The organism is Paenibacillus sp. sg306046 (assembly GCF_059821225.1).
Map to the genome: position 1 here is coordinate 60,523 of NZ_JCAMRT010000018.1, position 20,994 is coordinate 81,516.

Annotated in this window: 18 protein-coding genes and 1 riboswitch; of the genes, 10 read left to right on the forward strand and 8 right to left on the reverse strand. The window is 56.9% G+C overall.

Annotation, left to right across the window (positions count from 1 at the left end):
• Positions 1–125 precede the first annotated feature (125 nt).
• Entirely contained in the window at positions 126–1,136 is a 1,011-nt protein-coding gene (locus AC6ROY_RS18170; protein ID WP_500101985.1) for an LLM class flavin-dependent oxidoreductase, read from the reverse strand.
• Between the two features lie 75 nt (positions 1,137–1,211).
• Positions 1,212–1,931, reverse strand: a complete 720-nt coding sequence (locus tag AC6ROY_RS18175; RefSeq protein ID WP_500101986.1) for a 3-ketoacyl-ACP reductase — start codon at positions 1,929–1,931, stop codon at positions 1,212–1,214.
• Between the two features lie 294 nt (positions 1,932–2,225).
• Between AC6ROY_RS18175 and AC6ROY_RS18180 the strand changes: the two genes are divergently transcribed.
• Positions 2,226–2,636 carry a hypothetical protein gene (locus tag AC6ROY_RS18180; RefSeq protein WP_500101987.1) on the forward strand — a complete coding sequence of 137 codons (411 nt, stop codon included), beginning with the start codon at positions 2,226–2,228 and terminating at the stop codon, positions 2,634–2,636.
• A 319-nt stretch (positions 2,637–2,955) separates the two neighbouring features.
• Here the strand turns inward: AC6ROY_RS18180 and AC6ROY_RS18185 are convergent, their stop codons facing one another.
• The 3 genes from AC6ROY_RS18185 to AC6ROY_RS18195 all read right to left on the reverse strand — a co-directional run bounded on the left by AC6ROY_RS18185 (position 2,956) and on the right by AC6ROY_RS18195 (position 6,799).
• Entirely contained in the window at positions 2,956–3,330 is a 375-nt protein-coding gene (locus tag AC6ROY_RS18185) for a carboxymuconolactone decarboxylase family protein (RefSeq protein ID WP_500101988.1), read from the reverse strand.
• An 84-nt stretch (positions 3,331–3,414) separates the two neighbouring features.
• Positions 3,415–5,100 (reverse strand): thiamine pyrophosphate-binding protein, encoded by a 1,686-nt coding sequence (locus AC6ROY_RS18190; protein ID WP_500101989.1) that lies wholly within the window; start codon positions 5,098–5,100, stop codon positions 3,415–3,417.
• 67 nt (positions 5,101–5,167) lie between these two features.
• On the reverse strand, positions 5,168–6,799 hold the full coding sequence (locus tag AC6ROY_RS18195) for an ATP-binding protein (protein ID WP_500101990.1): 1,632 nt from the start codon (positions 6,797–6,799) through the stop codon (positions 5,168–5,170).
• Positions 6,800–7,006: 207 nt separating this feature from the next.
• Here AC6ROY_RS18195 and AC6ROY_RS18200 point away from each other — a divergent pair, with 207 nt between their 5' ends.
• Positions 7,007–7,831 carry an SPL family radical SAM protein gene (locus AC6ROY_RS18200; protein WP_500101991.1) on the forward strand — a complete coding sequence of 275 codons (825 nt, stop codon included), beginning with the start codon at positions 7,007–7,009 and terminating at the stop codon, positions 7,829–7,831.
• On the opposite strand, the gene AC6ROY_RS18205 is transcribed toward AC6ROY_RS18200, so the two are convergent.
• A complete protein-coding gene (locus AC6ROY_RS18205) occupies positions 7,810–9,009 on the reverse strand; it encodes a response regulator (RefSeq protein WP_500101992.1) in 1,200 nt (399 codons plus the stop codon). The genes AC6ROY_RS18200 and AC6ROY_RS18205 overlap by 22 nt on opposite strands.
• 321 nt (positions 9,010–9,330) lie before the next feature.
• Here AC6ROY_RS18205 and AC6ROY_RS18210 point away from each other — a divergent pair, with 321 nt between their 5' ends.
• Both AC6ROY_RS18210 and AC6ROY_RS18215 read left to right on the forward strand, forming a co-directional pair.
• Complete coding sequence (locus AC6ROY_RS18210) at positions 9,331–13,932, forward strand: rhamnogalacturonan lyase family protein (RefSeq protein WP_500102059.1); 4,602 nt, start codon at positions 9,331–9,333, stop codon at positions 13,930–13,932.
• Positions 13,933–14,296: 364 nt separating this feature from the next.
• A complete protein-coding gene (locus AC6ROY_RS18215; protein WP_500101993.1) occupies positions 14,297–14,935 on the forward strand; it encodes a nitroreductase family protein in 639 nt (212 codons plus the stop codon).
• Between the two features lie 150 nt (positions 14,936–15,085).
• On the opposite strand, the gene AC6ROY_RS18220 is transcribed toward AC6ROY_RS18215, so the two are convergent.
• Together AC6ROY_RS18220 and AC6ROY_RS18225 are read right to left on the reverse strand one after the other, a co-directional pair.
• Positions 15,086–15,457: an ArsR/SmtB family transcription factor gene (locus AC6ROY_RS18220; RefSeq protein ID WP_500101994.1), complete on the reverse strand. Its 372-nt coding sequence runs from the start codon at positions 15,455–15,457 to the stop codon at positions 15,086–15,088.
• Between the two features lie 3 nt (positions 15,458–15,460).
• Complete coding sequence (locus AC6ROY_RS18225; RefSeq protein WP_500101995.1) at positions 15,461–15,892, reverse strand: SRPBCC family protein; 432 nt, start codon at positions 15,890–15,892, stop codon at positions 15,461–15,463.
• A gap of 206 nt (positions 15,893–16,098) precedes the next feature.
• On the opposite strand from AC6ROY_RS18225, the gene AC6ROY_RS18230 reads away from it, so the two are divergent.
• The 6 genes from AC6ROY_RS18230 to AC6ROY_RS18255 all read left to right on the forward strand — a co-directional run bounded on the left by AC6ROY_RS18230 (position 16,099) and on the right by AC6ROY_RS18255 (position 20,993).
• Positions 16,099–16,395 carry a hypothetical protein gene (locus tag AC6ROY_RS18230; RefSeq protein ID WP_500101996.1) on the forward strand — a complete coding sequence of 99 codons (297 nt, stop codon included), beginning with the start codon at positions 16,099–16,101 and terminating at the stop codon, positions 16,393–16,395.
• 280 nt (positions 16,396–16,675) lie between these two features.
• Entirely contained in the window at positions 16,676–17,167 is a 492-nt protein-coding gene (locus tag AC6ROY_RS18235) for a single stranded DNA-binding domain-containing protein (protein ID WP_500101997.1), read from the forward strand.
• Between the two features lie 150 nt (positions 17,168–17,317).
• Entirely contained in the window at positions 17,318–17,629 is a 312-nt protein-coding gene (locus AC6ROY_RS18240) for a hypothetical protein (RefSeq protein WP_500101998.1), read from the forward strand.
• 236 nt (positions 17,630–17,865) lie between these two features.
• Positions 17,866–18,417: a histidine phosphatase family protein gene (locus tag AC6ROY_RS18245; protein WP_500101999.1), complete on the forward strand. Its 552-nt coding sequence runs from the start codon at positions 17,866–17,868 to the stop codon at positions 18,415–18,417.
• Between the two features lie 4 nt (positions 18,418–18,421).
• Positions 18,422–18,844, forward strand: a complete 423-nt coding sequence (locus AC6ROY_RS18250) for a DUF1284 domain-containing protein (protein WP_500102000.1) — start codon at positions 18,422–18,424, stop codon at positions 18,842–18,844.
• Positions 18,845–18,941: 97 nt separating this feature from the next.
• Positions 18,942–19,156, forward strand: a riboswitch (cobalamin riboswitch).
• 247 nt (positions 19,157–19,403) lie between these two features.
• Positions 19,404–20,993, forward strand: coding sequence for an ABC transporter substrate-binding protein (locus AC6ROY_RS18255; protein ID WP_500102001.1), 1,590 nt, complete (start codon positions 19,404–19,406; stop codon positions 20,991–20,993).
• Position 20,994 lies beyond the last annotated feature (1 nt).

Here is a 20,994-nt window from a genome sequence, read left to right on the forward strand (position 1 = left end):
AGCAAAGCAAGGCCCGGTCGATAAGCGACGGGGCCTTGCTCTCATTCGGTAATTAATTCATGCATGAACTTACTTAACAGTTACATCTGGAGCCTCGCGAACAGTCCTCCTCCGCAGCCTGCCGCCTATAATCCGGCAACGGTCTCGGCCAGCAGCTCGTAGGAACGCAGCCTTGCCGCATGATCGTACACAGAGGCGGAAATGATCAGCTCGTCAGCTCCGGTTTGCTCCAGAATCGCAGGCAGCTTCTCGCGGATCAGAGCCGGGCTGCCGGCTAGCGAGTAGCTTAGCTTGCCGCGGACAAGCAATTTCTCCTGAGGCGTCCATAAGGTGTCCATGGAATCCACCGGAGGCGGCAGCTGGCCGGTACGGCCGCGGATAATATTAAGAAATTGCTGCTCGTGGGACGTCGCCAGCCTGCGGGCTTCTTCGTCCGTTTCCGCGACGATGATGTTGATGCCTACCATCGCATAAGGCTTCGCCCGTGCTTCCGACGGCTGGAAGCTACTGCGGTAAAGCTCCAGCGCAGGCAGCAAATATTCCGGCGCGAAATGGCTCGCAAATGAAAACGGCAGACCAAGCTGGCCGGCCAGCCGCGCGCTGAAGCCGCTGGAGCCCAGCAGCCAGATCGGAATCGTCAGTCCTTCTCCCGGTACGGCCCGCACGCCTGGCGGACGGGCGTCATAATCGGGATCAAGCGACGGATTCAAATACGCCCGCAGCTCGCGGAGCTGCTCAGGGAAGTCATGCCCGTCGCTGCCTGTACCGCGCCGCAGCGCGCGGGCGGTGGCTTGATCGGAGCCGGGCGCGCGGCCGAGTCCGAGGTCGATCCGGCCCGGATACATGGATTCGAGTGTGCCGAACTGCTCCGCAATGACAAGCGGGGCATGATTCGGCAGCATGATGCCGCCGGAGCCGACGCGCAGCGTCCGGGTGCCTCCGGCTACATAGCCGATCAGCAGCGAGGTAGCCGAGCTGGCTACGCCGATCATATTATGATGCTCGGCCAGCCAATATCGGTTATAGCCCCATTGCTCGGCATGCTGAGCAAGGTCCAGCGTGCGGCGGAAGGAATCGGCAGGGGTGCCGCCCGCTACGACGGGGGCAAGATCAAGGATAGAGATAGGAATCGTCATGCTGCAGTGCGCCTCCTGTTCAGGTGACCGGACATGTCCGGCGATGTGCGGCTGGCTGGATGTTCAGATGTTTTATTATTGCGGATTTGTCGTCCACATGCCCGCTGTCTTCACAAAGACACGCGGCGGCAGCTTCAGGGTCGCGACGATCAGCTCGGCGACATCTTCAGCTTGCATCATACGGTCCTCATCGCCGATGGGCAGTCCGGCCTTAACCGCCAGATTCGTATTAACGGTGCTCGGCGTAAGCGCCGTAACGCGAATGTTGGACTTGCGCACCTCCTGCATCAGCGCTTCGGTCATGCCAAGCACGGCGAATTTGGATGCGCAATAGGCAGAGCCTGTGGCGAAGCCGCGCTCGCCGGCAGTCGAGGCGATATTGATGATGCTGCCCCTGCTTTGCGCAAGCATCGTCGGCAGTGCGGCGCGGGTCACATAATAGGTGCCCAGTACATTCGTCTGGATAATGCTTTCCCATTGCTCCGGCTCCATCTCCGCCAGCTTGCCGAAGCCTGCAATGCCCGCGTTGTTGATCAAAATATGCAGCGAGCCGAGCTGCTCGATCAGCTGGCTGACAGCCGGCTCCAGCTCCGCGCGCTTGGAAATATCGGCAGCGGCTGTATACACCTTGATGCCGTACGTGTCGGTCAGCTCGGCGCGCAGCGCCTCCAGCTCGCCCGGATTTCGCGAGATCAGGCCCAGATGCACGCCCTCTTGAGCGAGAGCGATCGCGGCTGCTCTGCCGATTCCTTTGCCTGCACCTGTAATGATGGCGGTTTGATGCGCTAATTCCAAAATAATCCACTCCTGTTCGGAATTTTGTTGTCGTCAATGTTTCAATTTGGTCATATTGGTATATTATATAAATAGGATGACCTCTATCGAAGCCTTTCAAGGATGAATTCTATAATCTTAAACAAATCATATAATTGAACATTGGAACGATAAAGGCATAGGCAAAAACATGAAAGAAGACCAAAGAAACGAAGCATTCGCTGCGCTCCCAGTCAGTATGTCTTCTATAACTGTCATTAATATAATAACAGTTAAAGGCTATAAATGCAAAACTAGAGGAAAGAGGTGGCAGCCATGACATGGACGAAGGGTCAAGCCGGCTTTAAACAAGGGGATTGGGTTAGCGGTACTTCCGTCTGGGACGAGCCGTTTATCGGTTACATTGACTCGATTTCCGCAGAGCCCGGAGGAGCCGTGCTTGTGCGCATTACCCAATGTGACCGCAAGAGGCTGATCAACACACTGGTGCAGACGCGGCAGCATCGGCTAAGCCCATTAACCATGGCCGAACCGGTGACCAGGGAAGCGTGGACCAGTCTGATCGAGCTGGCGCTGATAACGTATGACAAGGTCTGGTTCGAGGAGCTGACCGCCCGGATGACTGCGGCTGCCGAATCGGATGTCGCTGCGGAAGCGAAGCCGGCTGACACGCCGTCCGGCTCCCGCCGCGCTTCCGGATACGGACTGACGCCGCGCGAGGAATAAGCGGGTAGCCGTGCCGGTAAGTTATTTGCTGCCGGGTTCGTCGTTTTTTGCCGGCAGCTGTGCCAGGCGGTCCATCGGACCGCAGACGACAGGCGGGAGCTTCGAGCGGAAAGTGACGCTATGACTGATAGACCGGCAGCCTCTCGGATAGTACCAGCCAACTGAGCCTGCTCGCCTTCTATACGGCGCATGCGGACGAGCAGGGAAGGGACGTTGCCGTCGTTTCCAGCGAAAGCCGCAGACCGCCTGGACACAGAAACTTCCCAAACGCTGGCAATCGCTGTGAGCCGGGGATTTCCCGAATGTAAAGCTCTACGAGCTACGAGCGCTCCTGCAGCAGCGTCCGCCATACATGCAAGGCATTCATTACCTTCGGAATGCCGACATGAGGCACGCAATGAATCAGCGCCTCGGTAATTTCCTGCTCCGTCAAGCCGCAGGTAAGGGCGACGGAAAAGTGAAACCGCAGCTGCCCGGCCGTATCGCCCTGTGTGACAAGCGAGCTGATGGACAACAGCTCCTTGTCGCGCAGGGACAGGCCGTCCCGCGCATATATTTCCCCGAAGCCGAAGCCGAGCACGATGCGGGCCAGCTCCGGGCTTTCCTGCATCAGCTTGCCGACAAGCGCCTCGCCGAACGATCCTGCCATCAGGCGCAGCTGCTCCTGACCTTTTGCCACTTGTTCATCCTTCATGCTGATCTCCTCGTTTCTGTCTCTATATCCATCTAAATAAAGCCGTACCTACTCTGATCCACTTATGCCGTCCCGTCTGTCCGATTAGCCGCGCGCTAACGTAGGCGGAATTTCATTCGGATCAACGCAAGCCTCGATGACGATTGTTTCCTCCAGCAGCAGCGCTTCTTGCAGCGCCGCTTCGAATTGAAGTCGATTGCACACGCTGTATACCCGCGCGCCCATCGAGCGGGCATACAGCGCCGCATCAAGCGGCACTTCATATACGGTGCCATCCGTCCGTCCTGTCGCATGTTTCATCCCTTTGTTGACCATGTCCAGCTTGCCGTTGTTCAACACGATAAACAGCACTGGCGCCTGCTGATTTACCGCCGTCGACACTTCGCTGCCATGCATAAACATACAGCCGTCACCTGTCAGGCAGACGATTTTCGTCCGCGGAGCCGCGAGCTGCGCCCCGACGGAAAAGCCGATGGCATGTCCCATTGCCGCAAACACATCGTCGAAGCGGAAAAACCCTGCCTGCTTGATCTGTAAATGCCGGATGGCATGGTAGCTGTGGCTGCCGTCATCGCCGAAGACGACCGCATCCTGCGGCAGCAGCTCGCCCAGCACCTGCATCACCTGCTCGGCGGTCAACAGCGCATCCGGCTCCTGGTCTTGAACCGGGTGAGCTGGCGGCTTCGCCACCGTCTCCTCGCGAGCCGCCGCCGCCAGCGCATGGACGGCAGGGGCCGGCTCAGACAGCCGTTGATCGGCCGCTGCCTGCAGCGCCTCCAGGTTCAGACGAGCGTCGCCCTGCACAAATAACACAGGGGAAGGGAAGGTTTTGCCGACGAAGGCGCCGTCCACATCAAACTGCAGCACAGATCGGGGAATCATCCGGTCGCTCAGAAACGGGATCGACATGTCGCTGAGCTTCGTCCCGATCACAACCAGCAGATCAATGCCGGATTCAAAGTAGCTGCGCGCTTCGGGAATGCCGCCCAGACCGAACGGCCCGATATGCAGCGGATGCGAGGAGCGGAAGGCCCCTTTGCCGCCGGGCGTCGTGATGACGGGTAATTGCCATGTCTCCGCCAGCCGCTCCACCGCTGCATACGACCCGGAAATGTGGACGCCCTTGCCGATCAGCAGCAGCGGCCTCCGGGCTGTTGCAAGCAAGCCGATCGCTTCCTGCAGCCTCGTAGAGATCGTCAAGGGCAGCCTGCCTGGCAAGTCCAGCTGACACGGAGGCGTCGCCTCGGTCAGCACATCCTGGGGAATGCTTAGATGCACCGGGCCGCGTACGCCTTGTGTTGCCAGCTCCATTGCATGGCGAAAGTAAATCGGAAACTGGTCGCCGCGTTCGACGCGGGCGCTGAACAAGGTGACCGGCTCGAACATCCGGACCAGATCGGTCGCGAAAAACGTGGAGTCCTGTCCGAGCGGCCGCCCGTTGTGCTTCATGGACGGATGACCGGTGACGAAAAGCACGGGCTGGTGGTACGCCTTGGCTTGTCCGGCTGCCGTCAGCATATTGGTGCCTCCCGGTCCTGAGGTGCCTATGGCGACTCCGATTCCCTGATTCATCATCGCGTAGCCGGCTGCCGCATAACCGGCTCCGCACTCATGACGGCTTAACACATAACGGATGCCTTGGTTGCCCACTTCGAGCATAAGCGGCACGATCGCTTTGCCAGGGACGCTGAACACATGGCGGACCCCCCATTCCCGCCAGTGGCGCACGAGCGCCTGAACGACAGTTTCTGTGTTTGTAGTTTGGGTCATAGAAGGAACCTCCCTGATAAATAATGCAAGCGACAGGATGACAGCGGAGCGGTCACGGCCAACGTGGTCAGAGCGGCAAGGAAATCGTAAACGTAGAGCCAAGCCCGATCTGCGAGCTGAAGGTCAGCTTGCCGGCATGGTTGTCGATAATGCGGTAGCAGGTGGATAACCCCAGCCCCAGCCCGGCTTCCTTGGTGGAGAAAAACGGCGTCATAATATCCTGCATCTGGTCCTCGGTCATGCCAAGTCCGCCGTCGACAACATGAATATGAATCTGCTTGTGTTCGTAATCCAATCTGCTGCTGATCCGCACGACACCGCCGCAGGGCATCGCTTCGATCGCATTTTGAATCAGATTGATCAGCACCTGCTTGATCTGGATCGGATCAATCGGGATAACCGTTCCTTGATCCGGCAGCCGGCACACAAGCTCACAGCGCTGCAGAATAGCCTGGCTTTCCATGAAGCGGACCGTTTCCCTGATCAGGTCCTCGATGACACAATCCTTGCGCTCGGGGAAGGCGGGCTTGGACATCAGCACGAAGTCGGAGACAAGTGTTTTCATCGTTTCCAGCTCATCGTAGATCATCTGCAGGCGGCTGAACTCCTCATGATTGTGATACCGTTCCTTCATCAACTGGATGAAGCCCATGACCGAGGTAAGCGGATTGCGGATTTCGTGAGCCAGTCCGGCGCCGAGCTTGCCGATCGCCGAATATTTCTCCGAGACGATAATTTGCTTCTCCAGCTCCCGGCGTTCGGTGATGTCGCGGAACTGGGCGTAAGCGCCGAGCAGCAGGCCATTTTGCAAAATCGGCATCGCATCAAACAAACAAATAGTTCGGTGCTCCAGGCTGTTTGTGAAGGTCAGCTCGACATTTTCGAAGCTTTTTTTGTTTTTCAGCACGTCATAGATCAAATTGCCGAATTGCTCGAAGGCAAAAACGGGGTTGTGCAGCACCTGCTGGCGCGTCCGGTTTGTGATCTTTTCGGCAAATTGATTGAAATCGACGATGTCGCCCTTCGCATCTGTGAGGAGCACGCCGTTCGGGACGGCATTCAGAATATGCTCGTTGATCAACGTCTGATGCCGCGCATGCTGGCGCAGCAGCAGCTCCCGTTCCATGGATTCGACCATGTTGGCCAGCAGCGGCAAGGTGAAGGAATTGTGCAGCTCGGCCGTTGTCATAAATCCGATGGACCCGGATAACGGATAAGGCTCCTTCAAATGAAAGGGGACGCAGTAACACGCGGTTTGATGCAGCGCTTCATGATAATGCTCCGTTCCGATGACTTGAGCGAGACAATTGCCGGACAAGGCCAGGTGAACAACATTGGTGCCCATCTCCCGTTCATTCAATTGAATGCCTTCGATGATGCCGAGCTGCTTCAGAAATTCTTTGATCGACTGGTCGCCGAACCGTGTAATAATATAGCCTTGTGCGTCAGAGACGAGGATCGTGACCGGTGTCCCGGAGATCATATCCATCACTTTGGTCCCGAGATGCTCGACGACATCAAGAACTTCACGGTAGGTGATTTGCCGTTCAATCAGCTCCTTGGCTGACAGTCGGGTCAAAGGGGCGGGGAAATGATAAGGCTTCAAGCCGAAGCGAATGCAGCGTTCCTTGGATTCCTGGATGAGTACGGCCATACGATGAGGGGACCCGTTGAAGGTAGGAAGACGTTCAGACAACATAGAGGCTGCTCCTTCGATAAGGATGGGAAACCGGCTCCGCAAAACTAGGCTGGTCGTTGTGGTTACCATTATATAGTATATAAGGTTGTTTTGGGTATAACATATATAAAATTCTATTTAACGAACGAGGTCCGGGTTTACGTGGAGCAGGGGCGTGTGCGATGCTGGTAGAACAAACGGTACAGAAGGGGCGGGACGAGCGAATTTATGAGCAGGAGAACGGAATATGTGCACAAATCGCCCAAAACGATGTTGAACAAGGGGACCGGCTTTTTGTCCGGCTACAGCCATTCGTTGAACCCGTATGCCGGGTGCGTGTTTGGCTGCTCGTATTGTTATGTGCGGCAAATGCCCGTTGCGGCCTTTCGCGGAAAGGAATGGGGAACGTGGGTTGATGTGAAGCGGGACGCGGCTGCTGTGCTGCGAAAGGAGCTGAGGCGGGCGAAAGCAAAGGGGCCTGTCACCATTTTTATGTCCTCCAGCACAGACCCTTATCAGCCGCTGGAATACAAGGAAAAAGTGACGCAGTCCTTATTGGTGGCTATGGTGGAAAACCCGCCTGATTTTTTACTGGTGCAAACCCGGAGTCCGCTTGTGGCGCGCGATATCGAATTGTTCAAGCAACTGGGGGAACGGGTCCGGATCAGTCTGACGGTGGAAACCGATCTCGACGCAGTCCGCAAGCATTTCACTCCGTATGCGCCGCCCATCGCCGCCCGGCTGCGGGCGCTCCGCATACTGGCTGAAGCCGGGATACCAACCCAGGTGGCGGTAGCGCCTGTGCTGCCGAGCAGCGAGCGGTTTGCAGAAACATTGGCAGCCTTGGTTGAACGCGTATGTGTCGATGATTATTTCATGGGTGACGGCAGTCAAGGCAAACGGACACGCAGACTGAATCTGGAAGCGCTCTACACCGAGCTCGGGATGGAGGCGTGGTATGATCCTGCTGCATACCTTGTCGTATATGAACGAATGAGGTCATGCTTCGCAGATCATCAGCTGTTCGTAAGTCAGGCGGGGTTCGAAGCGTAGGACCGGCCCGGAGTCTGTTCGGCGCTTGCTTGTTCAAGCTGCTCCAGCAAGCGGGTATACAGCCGATGGGTGGATTCATGCGGCTCCAGTCCGAATTCGCTATGCAGCAGCCGGGTCATGCGTTGATAGTAGTTGACCAGCGAAACCCGGTCTCTGCGCATGAAGTAAAGCTGCATGCGCAGCTCGTGGATATGCTCGTCCATCATGACAGAGTCCGGCAGCTTCAGGATAAAGGCCTCGGCGGCATGGTAATCCCCGATCGTCATCAAGTACGCCGCCAGCTTGCTCGACATGCGGGTGAACAGCTCGCGGTAATACTCCCGCTCCGTTACACACCATCGGTAGTCCAGCCCCTTAAATAAGTCTCCCTCATAACGCGCAAGCGTCCGCATGTGCTCGTCCACATTTTGTGCCGTAACCGGTTCATCGACTTGGGCGAACTGCTCGAACTGCTCCAGGTCGCAGTCGAGCGGCTGCCGAAACTCCATCCGGTAACAGTTGTTTCGGAACGTAACGGACGCTTCCGCCTGCAGCTCGCGCAGCGTCTTTCGGATTTTATAAAGTGTCGTATGCAGATGGGAATACGCTTGCTCCGCCGCAGCATGCGGCCAGATGGTTTCGAGCAGCTTCCATTTGGGAATGGATTTGCCTTTGTTGAGGTACAGATAAGCCATCAGTTCTTCGGTTTTGGCTGTTCGCCACTTGACTGGAGAAGCTTCCGGCTCGCCGCCGGTCAGCTTGAAGCCGCCCAGACATTGAACACGGGGAAGATGTGCAGGAGCAGCGGGAGCGCTTGGGGCAACAGCCGCAGGGGTTCGGCCGGTTCGCTTGAACAGGCGGTCGATCGTCTGGCTGAGCTGCTTGGCCGTGAAGGGCTTCAGCAAGTAGTTAATGGCGTTCAGCCGGAACGCTTCCAGCGCATAGTGGTCATAGGCGGTCACAAATACAAGCTCCAGCTCCGGGTCCAGCTCCTGCATTCGCTCACCCAGCTCCAGTCCGTTCATCTGCGGCATGTGGATATCGAGAAATATGACATCCGGCTTGAGGGAGGGGAGACAAGACAACGCTTGCAACGAGTTGTGAAAGACGCCGGCCAGCTGAACGCGCCCGTCCTCGCCTAGCAAAGCTTCCAAAACGTCAGTCGCAAGCGGCTCATCGTCAACCACAAATGCTTTCATGAAAGCACCTCTTTCTACGTAGGAGTTTACAGCTCTCCGTTTATCACACGATAGGGAGGGGCGACAATACGCCCATATTTTAATTCATCGGCGATTGTAGCGGATATTATCACTATTTTGTGCAATTTCTCTTATTTTGGCTGCGCGGTTTAACTCTGTTTTTTTAACGGATATGTCTGATTTTTACCTTCTTTGTACGCTGCGGTCTAGCTATAATAAACCTCAGCGCCTGGCTATGGGTGTATTTTCCAAAATTGAGGCTGGAGGTTGGGCGGACAAGCAATGACCTTTCAAGTTTAATGAATGAGGAGGCTTACGGTGATGCAACTAGGGAAGCGAAGCGCAGGCAGAGACGCGGCGTTCAGGCTGCTGGCAGGGCTGATTGTTGTGGCGATGCTGATATCGATGTACGTCCATCCGGCATCGGCTGCAGACACGGTGCTGGTATCGGAGGATTTTACCGGCTATGAGGAAGGTCCGCTCGTAATTGGAAGCGGTAACACGTGGAGCAAGGAAGGCACGGCTCCCGGTATACAGGTAGTCAAGGACACGGTGACCGGGAGAACGTATGCGTCCATTTCGCATGATGCGGCGGGTTCTTCGTATGTGGGGCAGCGATTTTCCGCGCAAAGCGGAGGGATGATCATGGAGTTTGATCTCAATCTGCCGACCGCCAAGGGCGGGAGCTTGTTTGTGATGGACGGCAAGGTCAACGCGACCAGCGCCGCTGCGCTGCGCTACCAGCTTGATGCCGGGGTTATCAAACGTCATAACGGCTCCAAGCAGCTGACGTATGATCCGACCCACTGGTATCGCTTCAAAATGATCTTTAATACGCCGCAGCGCAAATATACGGTGCAGATCACGGATCTGAACAACGGCAGCACGGTGACGTGGCCGGACGCCTTTAATGTGGACCGGGCGCGGATTAGCAGCTTCGGCTTTGCGACCAATGCAAATGGCGGCAAGCTGAACATTGCGAATGTCCGGGTCACTTCGCTTGATCTGGCGTTGAACAGTCTGCAGCTGGAGCAGGACGGCTTTGTGCCGCAGCTGCAGCCGCTGTTCAGCCCCGAGGTGGGCAGCTACACGGTTGATGTCCCTCACTGGCTGAAGCAGCTGACGGTTACGCCAACTGCAAGCAATCCGGGCAGCGTGCAGCTCAAGGTTGGCGCATCGGCGCTGGGCAGCGGAGCTTCGACGGTGGTGCCGGTGACGGGCAGCTCCATGCCGATCCAGATTACGGTCGGCTCCTCCGTTTATACGGACATTAGCCGCACCTATGACGTGCTCGTCCGGCAGCTGGACAAAGCGCCGGATGTGCTGGAGCTGGCCGCAGAGGCGCATGATGCGAAAGCGCTGCTCGGCTGGGAAGCGCCGCTTGACGACGCCTATCAGGGCGCGCGTATTTATCGGCAGCACGGCGATCAGTCGTTGACCTTGGTCAAGACGGCCGGGAAAACGGAACGCATTGCCGAATTCCCGGAGTTGACTAATGGCGAGACTTATACATTTGTCGTGAAGAGCTTGTATCAGTATGCAGGCGAGGCGCAGGTGGAAGCGGCCGGCGTGCAGATTCAGGTCACGCCCGTCAAGCTGCCGCCGCGCCAGATGGAAAGCCTGAACCGCGGATTGGTGGCGGTCAAGCAGGAGTCGGGCGTGTACATCGGCTGGCGGCTGCTCGGGACGGACCCGCAGCAGGTCGGGTTTCATCTGTACCGCGACGGGGTAAAGCTGACTTCGGCTCCTCTGACCGGCAGCACAAACTATGTGGATGCGGCAGGCACGGCAGCGTCAACGTACCAGGTGCGGGCCGTCGTTGACGGCATCGAGCAGCCGCGCTCCGAGACGGTAAAGGTATGGGATGCCAATTACCTGGAAATCCCGCTGCGCAAGCCGGCTGACGGCGTGACGCCTGCAGGCGAAGCGTATACGTACCGGGCCAACGATGCCAGCGTCGGCGATCTGGACGGCGATGGCGAGTATGAAATTGTTCTCAAGTGGGACCCGTCCAACTCCAAGGACAACTCGCAAAGCGGCTACACGGGTCCGACGTACGTGGATGCGTACAAGCTGGACGGCACGTTCATGTGGCGCATTGACCTGGGACGCAACATCCGCTCAGGCGCTCATTATCTCGACGTGATGGTGTACGATCTCGACGGCGACGGCAAGGCTGAAGTAACGTTCCGGACGGCGGACGGTACGGTTGACGGCGTGGGTCAAGTCATTGGAGACGCGGCTGCCGATTACCGCAACAGCGCCGGTTATATTTTGGAAGGACCGGAATTCCATACGATCTTCGAAGGGGCGACCGGCAAAGCGCTGGCGACGGATGCCTATGAGCCTGCCCGCGGCAATGTGGGCGATTGGGGCGACACGTACGGCAATCGGGTGGACCGGTTCCTTGCGGCGATCGCTTACCTGGACGGAGAGCGGCCAAGCGTAGTGATGCAGCGCGGCTACTATACCCGGATGGTGCTTGTCGCTTACAACTGGCGGGATGGCAAGCTGACCAAGCTTTGGACCTTCGACTCCAAGGACCCAGAGCATGCAAGCTATGCCGGTCAGGGCAATCATCAGCTGAGCGTAGCGGATGTGGACAATGACGGCAAAGATGAGATCATCACCGGGGCAGCCGCGATTGATCATGACGGCAAGGGGCTATGGAACTCCAGGCTCGGTCATGGCGATGCGATGCATGTTGGTAATCTGGACCCGACCCGTCTCGGACTGGAAATGTGGGCGGTGCAGGAAGATACGGCCGTGAAATATTCGGCAGAGCTGAAGGATGCGCGCACCGGCCGCGTGCTGTGGGGGCAGCTGCAGACCGGCAAGGATATTGGCCGGGGGCTGTCCGCCGATCTGGACCCGCGGTATGCGGGCGAGGAGATGTGGGCGATTGACGGCGAATGGAACAGTCCGACAGGGGGCTTGTTCAGCGCCCAGGGCGAAAAAATTTCCAACAACATTCCGTCGTCCAATTTTGCGATCTGGTGGGACGGCGATCTCGGCCGCGAGCTGCTGGATCACGAGTGGAAGGGAGATCCGACACGCGTGGGCGTGCCGAAAATCGACAAGTGGAACGTAGCGACGCAGTCCATGGACAGATTGGTGACCTTTAACGGGACCTTCTCCAGCAATGATACGAAGGGCAACCCGGCGCTGCAGGCCGATCTGCTCGGCGACTGGCGCGAGGAGGTGCTGGTCCGCACCGAGGACAGCCATGCGCTCCGGCTGTATACGACGACGGATGTCACCGCGCATCGCATTCCGACGCTGATGCATGATCCGACGTATCGCCTTGGCGTCGCCTGGCAAAATACCGGGTACAACCAGCCGCCGCATACCGGCTTTTTCCTGGGCTACGGGATGGAGACACCGCCGCAGCCGAATATTCGAACGTTGCCGGTGCAGGCGGCCGGAATTACAGTGTCGGCGGCAGCGCAGCAAGTAAAAGCCGGACAGCAGCTGCAGCTTGAAGCGGTGTTCCGGCCTGCGGCGACGACTAACCAGTCGGTGACCTGGTCGGTTTACCACGAGGAGGGAACGCCGACAGCGTTGGCTAAGGTGACGAGCGGCGGCTTGCTGAGCGCTCTGTCAGCGGGCAAGGTCAAAGCGGTGGCGACGGCCGTAGACGGCTCCGGCGTAAGCGGCTCGCTGCTGGTGACGATTCAGGCTGCGGACAGCGAAACGTCCGGCGGCGAAGGCAATTCGTCACCGACGGGCGGCGCGACGAGCGGCAGCGTACCGCAGCAGGCAGCGGCAACCGATCAGGGCCATGTGAAGGTGACGGCAACGGTAGATGCCAGCGGTCACGCCGTGGCGGATGTATCGGCAGCGGCGCTGCAGCAAGCCGCGGAACAAGCGGCAGGCGGCAAGCTTGTTGTTGAGCTGACTGCGGCGGACGGCGTGAAGCCGGTCAAGCTGGCTCTGCCTGCGCAGGAGCTGGTCGCTGCGACGGGCGGCGACGTCCAGACGATCGAGCTGCGGGCGGGCCAGACCGTTGTGACGCTGACTGCGGAGCTGATTCGTTCCGCAGTCGGCAGCGCGTCCTCCAAGCTGGAGCTGGCTGTCAGCCCGGTAGACCCGGCCGGCTTGCCCGAAGCGGCAAAGCAACGGCTTGGCTCCTACCCGGTATATGACTTCCGGCTGCAGGTGGACGGCCAATCGGTTGCTGCCTTCAACGGACAATTAAGCGTGGAGCTGCCTTTCGAGCTGAAGGCAGGCCAGCAGCCGCATCAGGTGGTCGTATATCACGTGACGGAGCAAGGCGTGCTGGAGCCGGTAATGAACGGCCGATATGACACAGCGACCGGACGCGCGGCATTTAAGCCGGAGCACTTTAGCCACTATGCGGCTGCGTATGTGCAGGTCAGCTTCGAGGATATCGCCCATGTAGGCTGGGCCAGGTCCAGCATCGAGGGCTTGGCGGCTCGTGCGGTGATCGACGGCACGGCTCCCGGCGTCTTCCAGCCCGACCAGCCGGTGACGCGGGCGCAATATGTGAAGCTGCTGATGCAGGCATTTGGACTGACTGACGAGACGGCGAGCGGCGCATTCAGCGACGTTCCGGCTGGCAGCTGGAGCTATGCTCCGGTCGCGACTGCCCGCAAGCTGGGCATCGCCCAAGGGCAAGCGGACGGCAGCTTTGGTGCAGACGCGTTGATCACCCGCGAGGATATGGCAGTGCTGGCTTACCGCACGGCGCAGCATGTGCGGATGTCCTTCAAGCCGCAGTCCGATGCGGCTCCGTTCACTGACCCGGCTGCGATCAGCGGGTACGCGGTTCGGGCTGTGGAGGCGCTGCACGGCGGCGGCGTCATTCAGGGCACCGGCGCAGGTCGATTTGACCCGCAAGGGCAGGCGACGCGCGCGCAGGCAGCGGTTATGCTCGACCGGCTCCTGCAGCTGCAGAACTAAAGCTGATTAACGCCTGCCTTCCAGCGGCTGAAGATGATTGTGCGTTTCCTGCCCAAGATTTTTCAGCCGCCGGCCAGCTGCCGGCTCGTCCGATGAGCCTGGCTGTTGTCAGGAGGGTACTGGAGCATCAGGGGCTGTCCCCAAAGTCGCTTTTTGACTTTCAGCCCCTGCCAAGCTGTATGATTTTCGTATAAAGTGAGCCTTCATTTCCACGTAGGGGTGGTTGTGAAGGTTCTTTTGCTGATCTCCGGGGGTGGCCCGGGCAGCTCTTTGGTTTGTGCTTGACAAAGAACGCCTAATCAATTATCTTTAATTCAAGATATTAATGGCGTAATAAGCAGCCTAACTTTGGAGGAGATGCAGGATGACGACAACGGCCCGTGAATTAACTGACTTGGTGAAAGCCCGCAGATCGGCTAATAAATTTATCCCCGGCGTCGAAATTTCGGACCGGGAGCTGGATGAGCTGTTCCAGTTGACGAAATTTGCTCCGTCGGCATTTAATTTGCAGCATACGCATTATATTGCGGTCAGAGATCCGCAGGTGAAGGAGAAAGTATACGAGGCGGCATACAAGCAATACAAAGTCAGCAGCGCCTCCGCGGTGATCGTGGTACTGGGGAACAAAGGCGCCTATCAGGATGTGGCGAAGCTGAACGAAGGCTTGCTGAGCCTGGGCGTCATTGACCAACGGGAATATGATGAAACGGTGCAATCGGTGCAAAGCTTCTATACGGATCGCGGCGAAGGTTTTATGCAGGATGAGGCAATCCGTAATGCAAGCTTGTCCGCAATGCTGTTTATGCTGCTTGCCAAGGATCAGGGCTGGGACACGTGTCCGATGATCGGCTTTGATCCGGAGGCGCTGCGTGCAGCGTTGAATATTCCCGATACCCACGTGCCCGCTCTGCTGATCGCGCTCGGCAAGGAGGATACGTCCAGACAGCGTCCGCGCGGCTACCGCAAGCCTGTCGGTGAATTTGTCAGCTACGACGGGTTCTGAGTGACCGGTCCTGCATGCTCCTCAATCCTTATACAAGCCGTCTCCAGCATCACGGATGATTGTCCGGTCCGATGCGGAGGCGGCTTGTTTGTTAAGGAAAGGAAGTCGGAAAAGCGCTCGTCGCCGGCAGGTTCGTTGAGGCCAGGCGGCTTACTCGCCGCGCGTGACCGGCCAAGGCGCCGCCGTCTGTCCGCCGCTGTCTGCGTCGGTTTCAACAAGCTGCTTCAGCACAGACAGCCGATTGTCCCAGAATCGTTCGTAGTAAGCAAGCCAGCGCTTCAGCTCCAGCAGCGGCTCAGGCTGCAGCCGGTAGCGCTTCTCGCGCCCGACCTTCTGCTCGCTGACCAATCCGGCATCGGACAAAATGCGCAAATGCTTGGACACCGCTGTGCGGGTCATCGGGAAATGGCTGCTGATGGCGTTGACGGGCAGCTCCTGGTCGCCGAGCAGCTGGAGCAGCTTGCGCCGGGTCGGGTCAGCGATGGCCTGAAATACGTCGTGTTTGGACGCAGGGCCATCCATCGGCTAAGCCTCGACGTAATTGCGCAGCGCCTGGAGAATAATTTGCTCCCATCCTTGATCCATCCGGTCGCGGACCATGCCGTGCTTCATGCCCGTCTGCGCGATGACATCCTCGGCATGGCCCCAGCCGGAGTGCGTCAGTGCAAATTCAGTCTGGCCTTCACGCTCAGCCAAATGAAACGAGATAATCCATTCGTCGCCCCAGGTGAAGACGAGCCGATTGGGCGGGTCGATTTCCTTTACCCGACATTGCGAGGTGCCGTAAGGGGATTGGATCGTAAATTCAAAGCCAAGCTGCGGCTCAAAGCTGTTCGGCATAAACCAGGCGGCGATGCCCGCGGACGTGGCGACAGCGTCCCATACCCGCTGGACGGGCGCTTGAAGGAGTACGGTTTTACGAATATCAGGGACAGGCTGGTTTGCAGGTGATGACATAACGGCGAATGCCTCCTTGAGAAGTTTAATAGGAAACCATTTGGTTTCATTTATTGTAAGAAAACGAAGGATGCTTGTCAAGGAGCGTTGAACAGCAAGCTGATTTAAATAGGAACGTTAGTTCTGTAAAATGTTGACATGAACTAAAAATATGATATAATAGATTTAACGAACAAATGTTCCTAGTTTGAGAGGGGTGTAGATCAATGAGTGCGGTTAATGTCAGATTTATCGAGCGGGATCATTTCAGACGTGTCATGCTGGAAAACAGCGAGTATGTAAGTGAGCAGCAAATTGAGCAGATTCTGAACGCGGTCGGGCGAACATGGGTGGATTTAACGTTCAAGTTTTTCGACAACGGGTCGCTGATAATTGTGGACAACGATACGGATCTACAGGTGCCCGTCAGTCAACTCAAGGGAGCAAGCTACGATTTTTACGTCAAGCAGCGAATCAAGATGATTAAGGAAAATTTGCTGGAAAAAATATTGCAGTCCGCCTGAGGTGCGGCGTGAAGCAGACCTGGCGTGACTTTTTATAAGAAGCCCTAATCCTCATCTCCTACGGGCAGACACCAGCACGGGCGCATTGCGCCTGTGTTATGTGTTAGTTAAAGCATTTCATAATGGCCGGTGGTGAAAAAACTGCGAAAGGAAAGCTTGGTTTACGATCCCCCATTTTTGGTTAACAATGACTTAACATAACCCGCGACCTCGTTTAACATCCACAACTTATGATAAAGAGGTAGGTGAGGAAGGTTACATTCGGAGGGGGACGATCCAGGTGAATCCCGTTGTGAAAATATATGCGTGTTGGCTGCTCCTGCTCGCCTTGCTGCTGGTCGCTGTACTTCCGCCGTCTGTTCAATATACATGGATGCAGCGCGCGTATGCTGCTGGAGCTCCGCTCGTTTCCCTGTTTGCCTGGAATCAACCTGTAGTCGCCGCTGCCCAAACAGATACCGTTGTGTTAAAGCCCAAAGCGGACGTGTATCCGCTGATGTCGGTGCTGGAAGCCCGGCATATGCTGGAGCAGCCTGTTTCAGTAGAAGGGATCGTCGTCATAACAAGCGAACCGGAAGCGCTGCCGCGCTCCGGCCAACGCCATATTGTCCGCTTGCAGGACGCCACCGGGGAGATCGTCATCGCCGCCAAGGGGCTGGAGGGTATCCGGTCCGGGGAGCGGCTCAAGGTGAGTGGATTTGTTGGCGATACCGCCGGTGTCCTTGAGCTGCGAGCCTACAAAGAAGATGTACTTAGGCTGGACGCCAAGTAAATGTTCGCGGCATGCAGCTTGCTTTCCGTGCTCGGAATGTTAAGCGGTTGCATGCGGGTGGCTGCCCCAAACCGATCAAGTATGGAACTTGAAGGAAGTAGTCCCGTATCATTCAAGTAATGATACTAAAAAAGCAAAGGACTGGTTTCGATGAGACTATCTCAAATTTTTATTCTGATCACTGCAATTCTGGAGGCAATACTCGGTATTCCGTTTATCGGCGGGACAATTGTTATTAGTTGGGCTTATATGCCTCTGGCAATCATGTTTGTTTTGCATGTAGTGACCCTCGCATTTGCGCTCAGGGAATATGGGCCTAAAATCGGCAGCATTGTCGGCATTTTGACTTCGTTGATTGCCTGGATTCCGTTTGTGGGCATGATCATGCATATCCTGACGGCGATCCTTTTGTTTATTTCCTCGTTCACCAGCGATTCGTACCGTAACCGGTCGTATCGTTAATTAAGCCGGTATTACCTGGCGACTAGGCTGAAGTTATCCCTTCAAGCTTTCGGTCCTGCGTCCTTCACACCGACCATCGGTTTTTGTCTCGTCCGTAGCTGGGCGAAGCAAATCATCGACGGTCTTTTTGTTCTACGCAAGCAGGACGCGAATAGCGGCTAAGGTTCTGCTATACTGGAAGCGGGATGCATTTCCCCTAATGGATTGCACAGCGTTGCAGGGAAAGGGATTTTACGATGAAAATTGGCTTGATCCGCCATTATAAAGTGAAGCATGCGTTGCCGACCTCAGGCTTCCTGAGTCCGGCTGAGATGAATAACTGGTTTCAGACCTATGACGCCTCAGACATTGAGCTGGGACAGACGGAGCTGCGGGACATCAATTGGAGCCGCTGCTATGTCAGCAGCATGGAGCGGGCGATCAGGACGGCCAAGCACGTTTACCAAGGGCCGATGGTCATCACGGAACGTCTGCGAGAGGTCGCCTACCCGGACTTTCACCGGATGTCCAAGCGGCGTCTGCACGTGCTCGTCTGGATGCTGCTGCTGCGCTTGACCTGGTACATCTTGCCGGGCTTGTTCCCGGAGAGCCGCAGGGACGTGCGTCGGCGGGTGGAGCTGATGCTGGATGATATTTTCGCTCAGGGCGAAGGGGATGTGCTGATTGTAAGCCATGCCGCCTTGATGATGGAGCTGCGCAGGGAGCTGCGGCGCAGAGGCTATCGGGGTCCTTCCTTCGGAACGGCGATGAACGGTCGGCTTTATGTATTTGAACCAAAAGGAGAGTGAGACGATGATCCGGCTGCGCGGGCATCATCTGCTTTGTTTGCTGGGATTTCGCGGCATGGGATATTCAGAGGACTTCTGTGTAAATATGACGGCCATCTATGAGCGGCTTCGTGTGGAGCCGGAGACGGTAATTGTTATGATCGAAGGCCCGGACGACATTTGCGCCCATTTTCCGCAGGACAAGCCGGATCATTGCCGCGGGGAGAGCGTACATGTGCGCGATGCGTTGGTTGTGCAGCGGCTCGGTCTGAAGCTGGAGCAGCCGATTCGTTGGTCGGAGGTGACGGCGATGCTGGCTGAACGGATGGCGCCGGACGATATTGGCCGGATATGCGCGTCCTGTCCATGGGAGCCGTACGGCGTATGCCGCGAGGGGGTCGGGATCATTAACCGTGGGGAACGTCTCCCGGCTGCGCCCCGCCGCTGATGCTGCGGCCATTCCTATATTGACAGAACATGTGTTCAAGCTTAACATAAGATGGTTCAGCTTCAGAGACGGTGCGCAACCGTCAGCTGTTATTTATTGAATAGGATCGAAAATAGGTGCGGGACCAAAGTGAAGGACGCTTTGATTCCGCTTAAAAGGGAAGTTCGGTGCAAGGCCGACACGGACCCGCCACTGTAAAGGGCGCTGCCGCAAGCAGCACCTTCCTCTCACAAACACGCCACTGGCTGCACGCCGGGAAGGTGTGGGAGCGATGCCCCAAGTCAGGAGACCTGCCTATTTTGACATCACTGTTTGACCTACGGTGTTTAGGGAGGTGGTTGGCAATGCGGATGGTGAAGAGGCTGGCCTTTCATCTGTTGTTCGGGCAGGACAATGGGGCATACAGGCGCAGACGTCGATTCCAGCAAGCATTTCTGACGGCTTCTCCAGCGTCGGGGATGCTTTTTTTGTACATGTATGGTCAAAACCTTTGTTTAATCAAGCTTTAATTTTGGTTTCAAGCCCACGTTCATGAAAGAAAATGAAGGAGAGACAAGCTATGCGGAAACCTTACAATAAACGAAGAGGTGCGGGGCTCGGTCTCCTGCTGCTGAGTCTGCTGCTGCTGTTTGCAGGCTGCACACAGGCCGGACAAGGGAACAGCGAGGCAGGCAAGACTGGTGACGCTGCAGACCAGGCAGGAGCCGAGACTCAGACAGGCAAGACGTTAACGATGGCCTATACATGGAATCCGACCGGCGTGGACCCGCACGGGGATAACAGCTGGGATGTGATGCGTTCAGGCGCAGGCGAGACGCTGATCAAGCTCGACGAGAAGCTGCAGCCGACCGCCTGGCTTGCGAAAGAATGGAAGCAGGATAATACTACGACCTGGACGCTGAAGCTGGAGCCGGGCGTCACGTTTCATAATGGCAAGAAGATGGATGCTGCAGCGGTCAAAGCATCACTGCTCCGTTCGATCCAGAACAGCCATCTCGCCAAAGGCTTGCTGATGGTGAAGGAAATCGAGGCGTCGGCGCCCGATCAGCTGACCATTACGACGACGCAGCCGAATGCGGCATTGATTTCCAGTTTGGCCGATCCGAGCGCCATTATTTTGGATACGGCCAGCATGGTCAACGAGCGCAGCTACCCGGCGATGACGGGGCCGTTCAAAATCAAGCAGTTTACAAAGGACGTTTCGTTGTCTGTGGAGCGTTATGACGCCTATTGGGGCAAGCCTGCCAAGCTGGCCGGCGCCGTGATGAAGTTTGTCACCGACGGTACGGCTCGCCTGATGGCGCTGCAGGCCGGTGAGGTCGATGCAGCAACCGATATTCCGATCGACAGTGTGGAGCTGGTCAAGAAAAACCAGAAGCTGGAGGTGCTGTCCGCACCGTCGGTTCGTACCCATATGGTGCTGTTTAATATGAATTCCACGTTGTTTAAGGTCGGCACGAACCGTCAGGCCATTGATAAGGCTATTCCGCGCGAGGCGATTATTCAGTCGATTATGCGCGGCTTTGGCACGAAGGCGAAGGGGCCGTTCCCGGATATTTTGCCATTCGGCAAAGTCGCGGAGCAGGCTGCCGGCCAAACGACCGAGCAGCTGCTGACGGCTGACGGCTGGAGCAAAAATGCGAAGGGCATCTGGGAGAAAAACGGCCAGCCGTTTCAAGCGACCTTGCTGACTTTCCCGCAGCGGCCTGAGCTGTCCGTCATGGCGGAGGTTATCCAAAGCGGGCTGCTCAAGCAGGGCATGACGGTCAATATCCGCAAGGTCGAAAATATTGATGCCGAGCTGGGCAAGCCGAACTGGGATTTGGCGATGTACAGCATGCTGACGGCACATACGGGCGACCCGCAGTATTTCCTGAATATTTTTTATCAGCCGAAGAGCGAATCCAATGTCAGCCACTACGCTTCCGAGCCGCTGGCAAGCATACTGGATCAGCTGAATGCGTCCTCGGATAACGCGAAGCGCAACCAGCTCGCCGTCCAGGCGCAAACGATGATTAACCAGGACTTGCCGCAATCCTTTATCGTGCATCCGGACAATGTATTTGGGGTGAAAAAGGGTGTGACCGGCTTTATTCCGCATCCGATCGAATATTACTACATCACCGCTCAGGTCGATATAGCCGGATAAA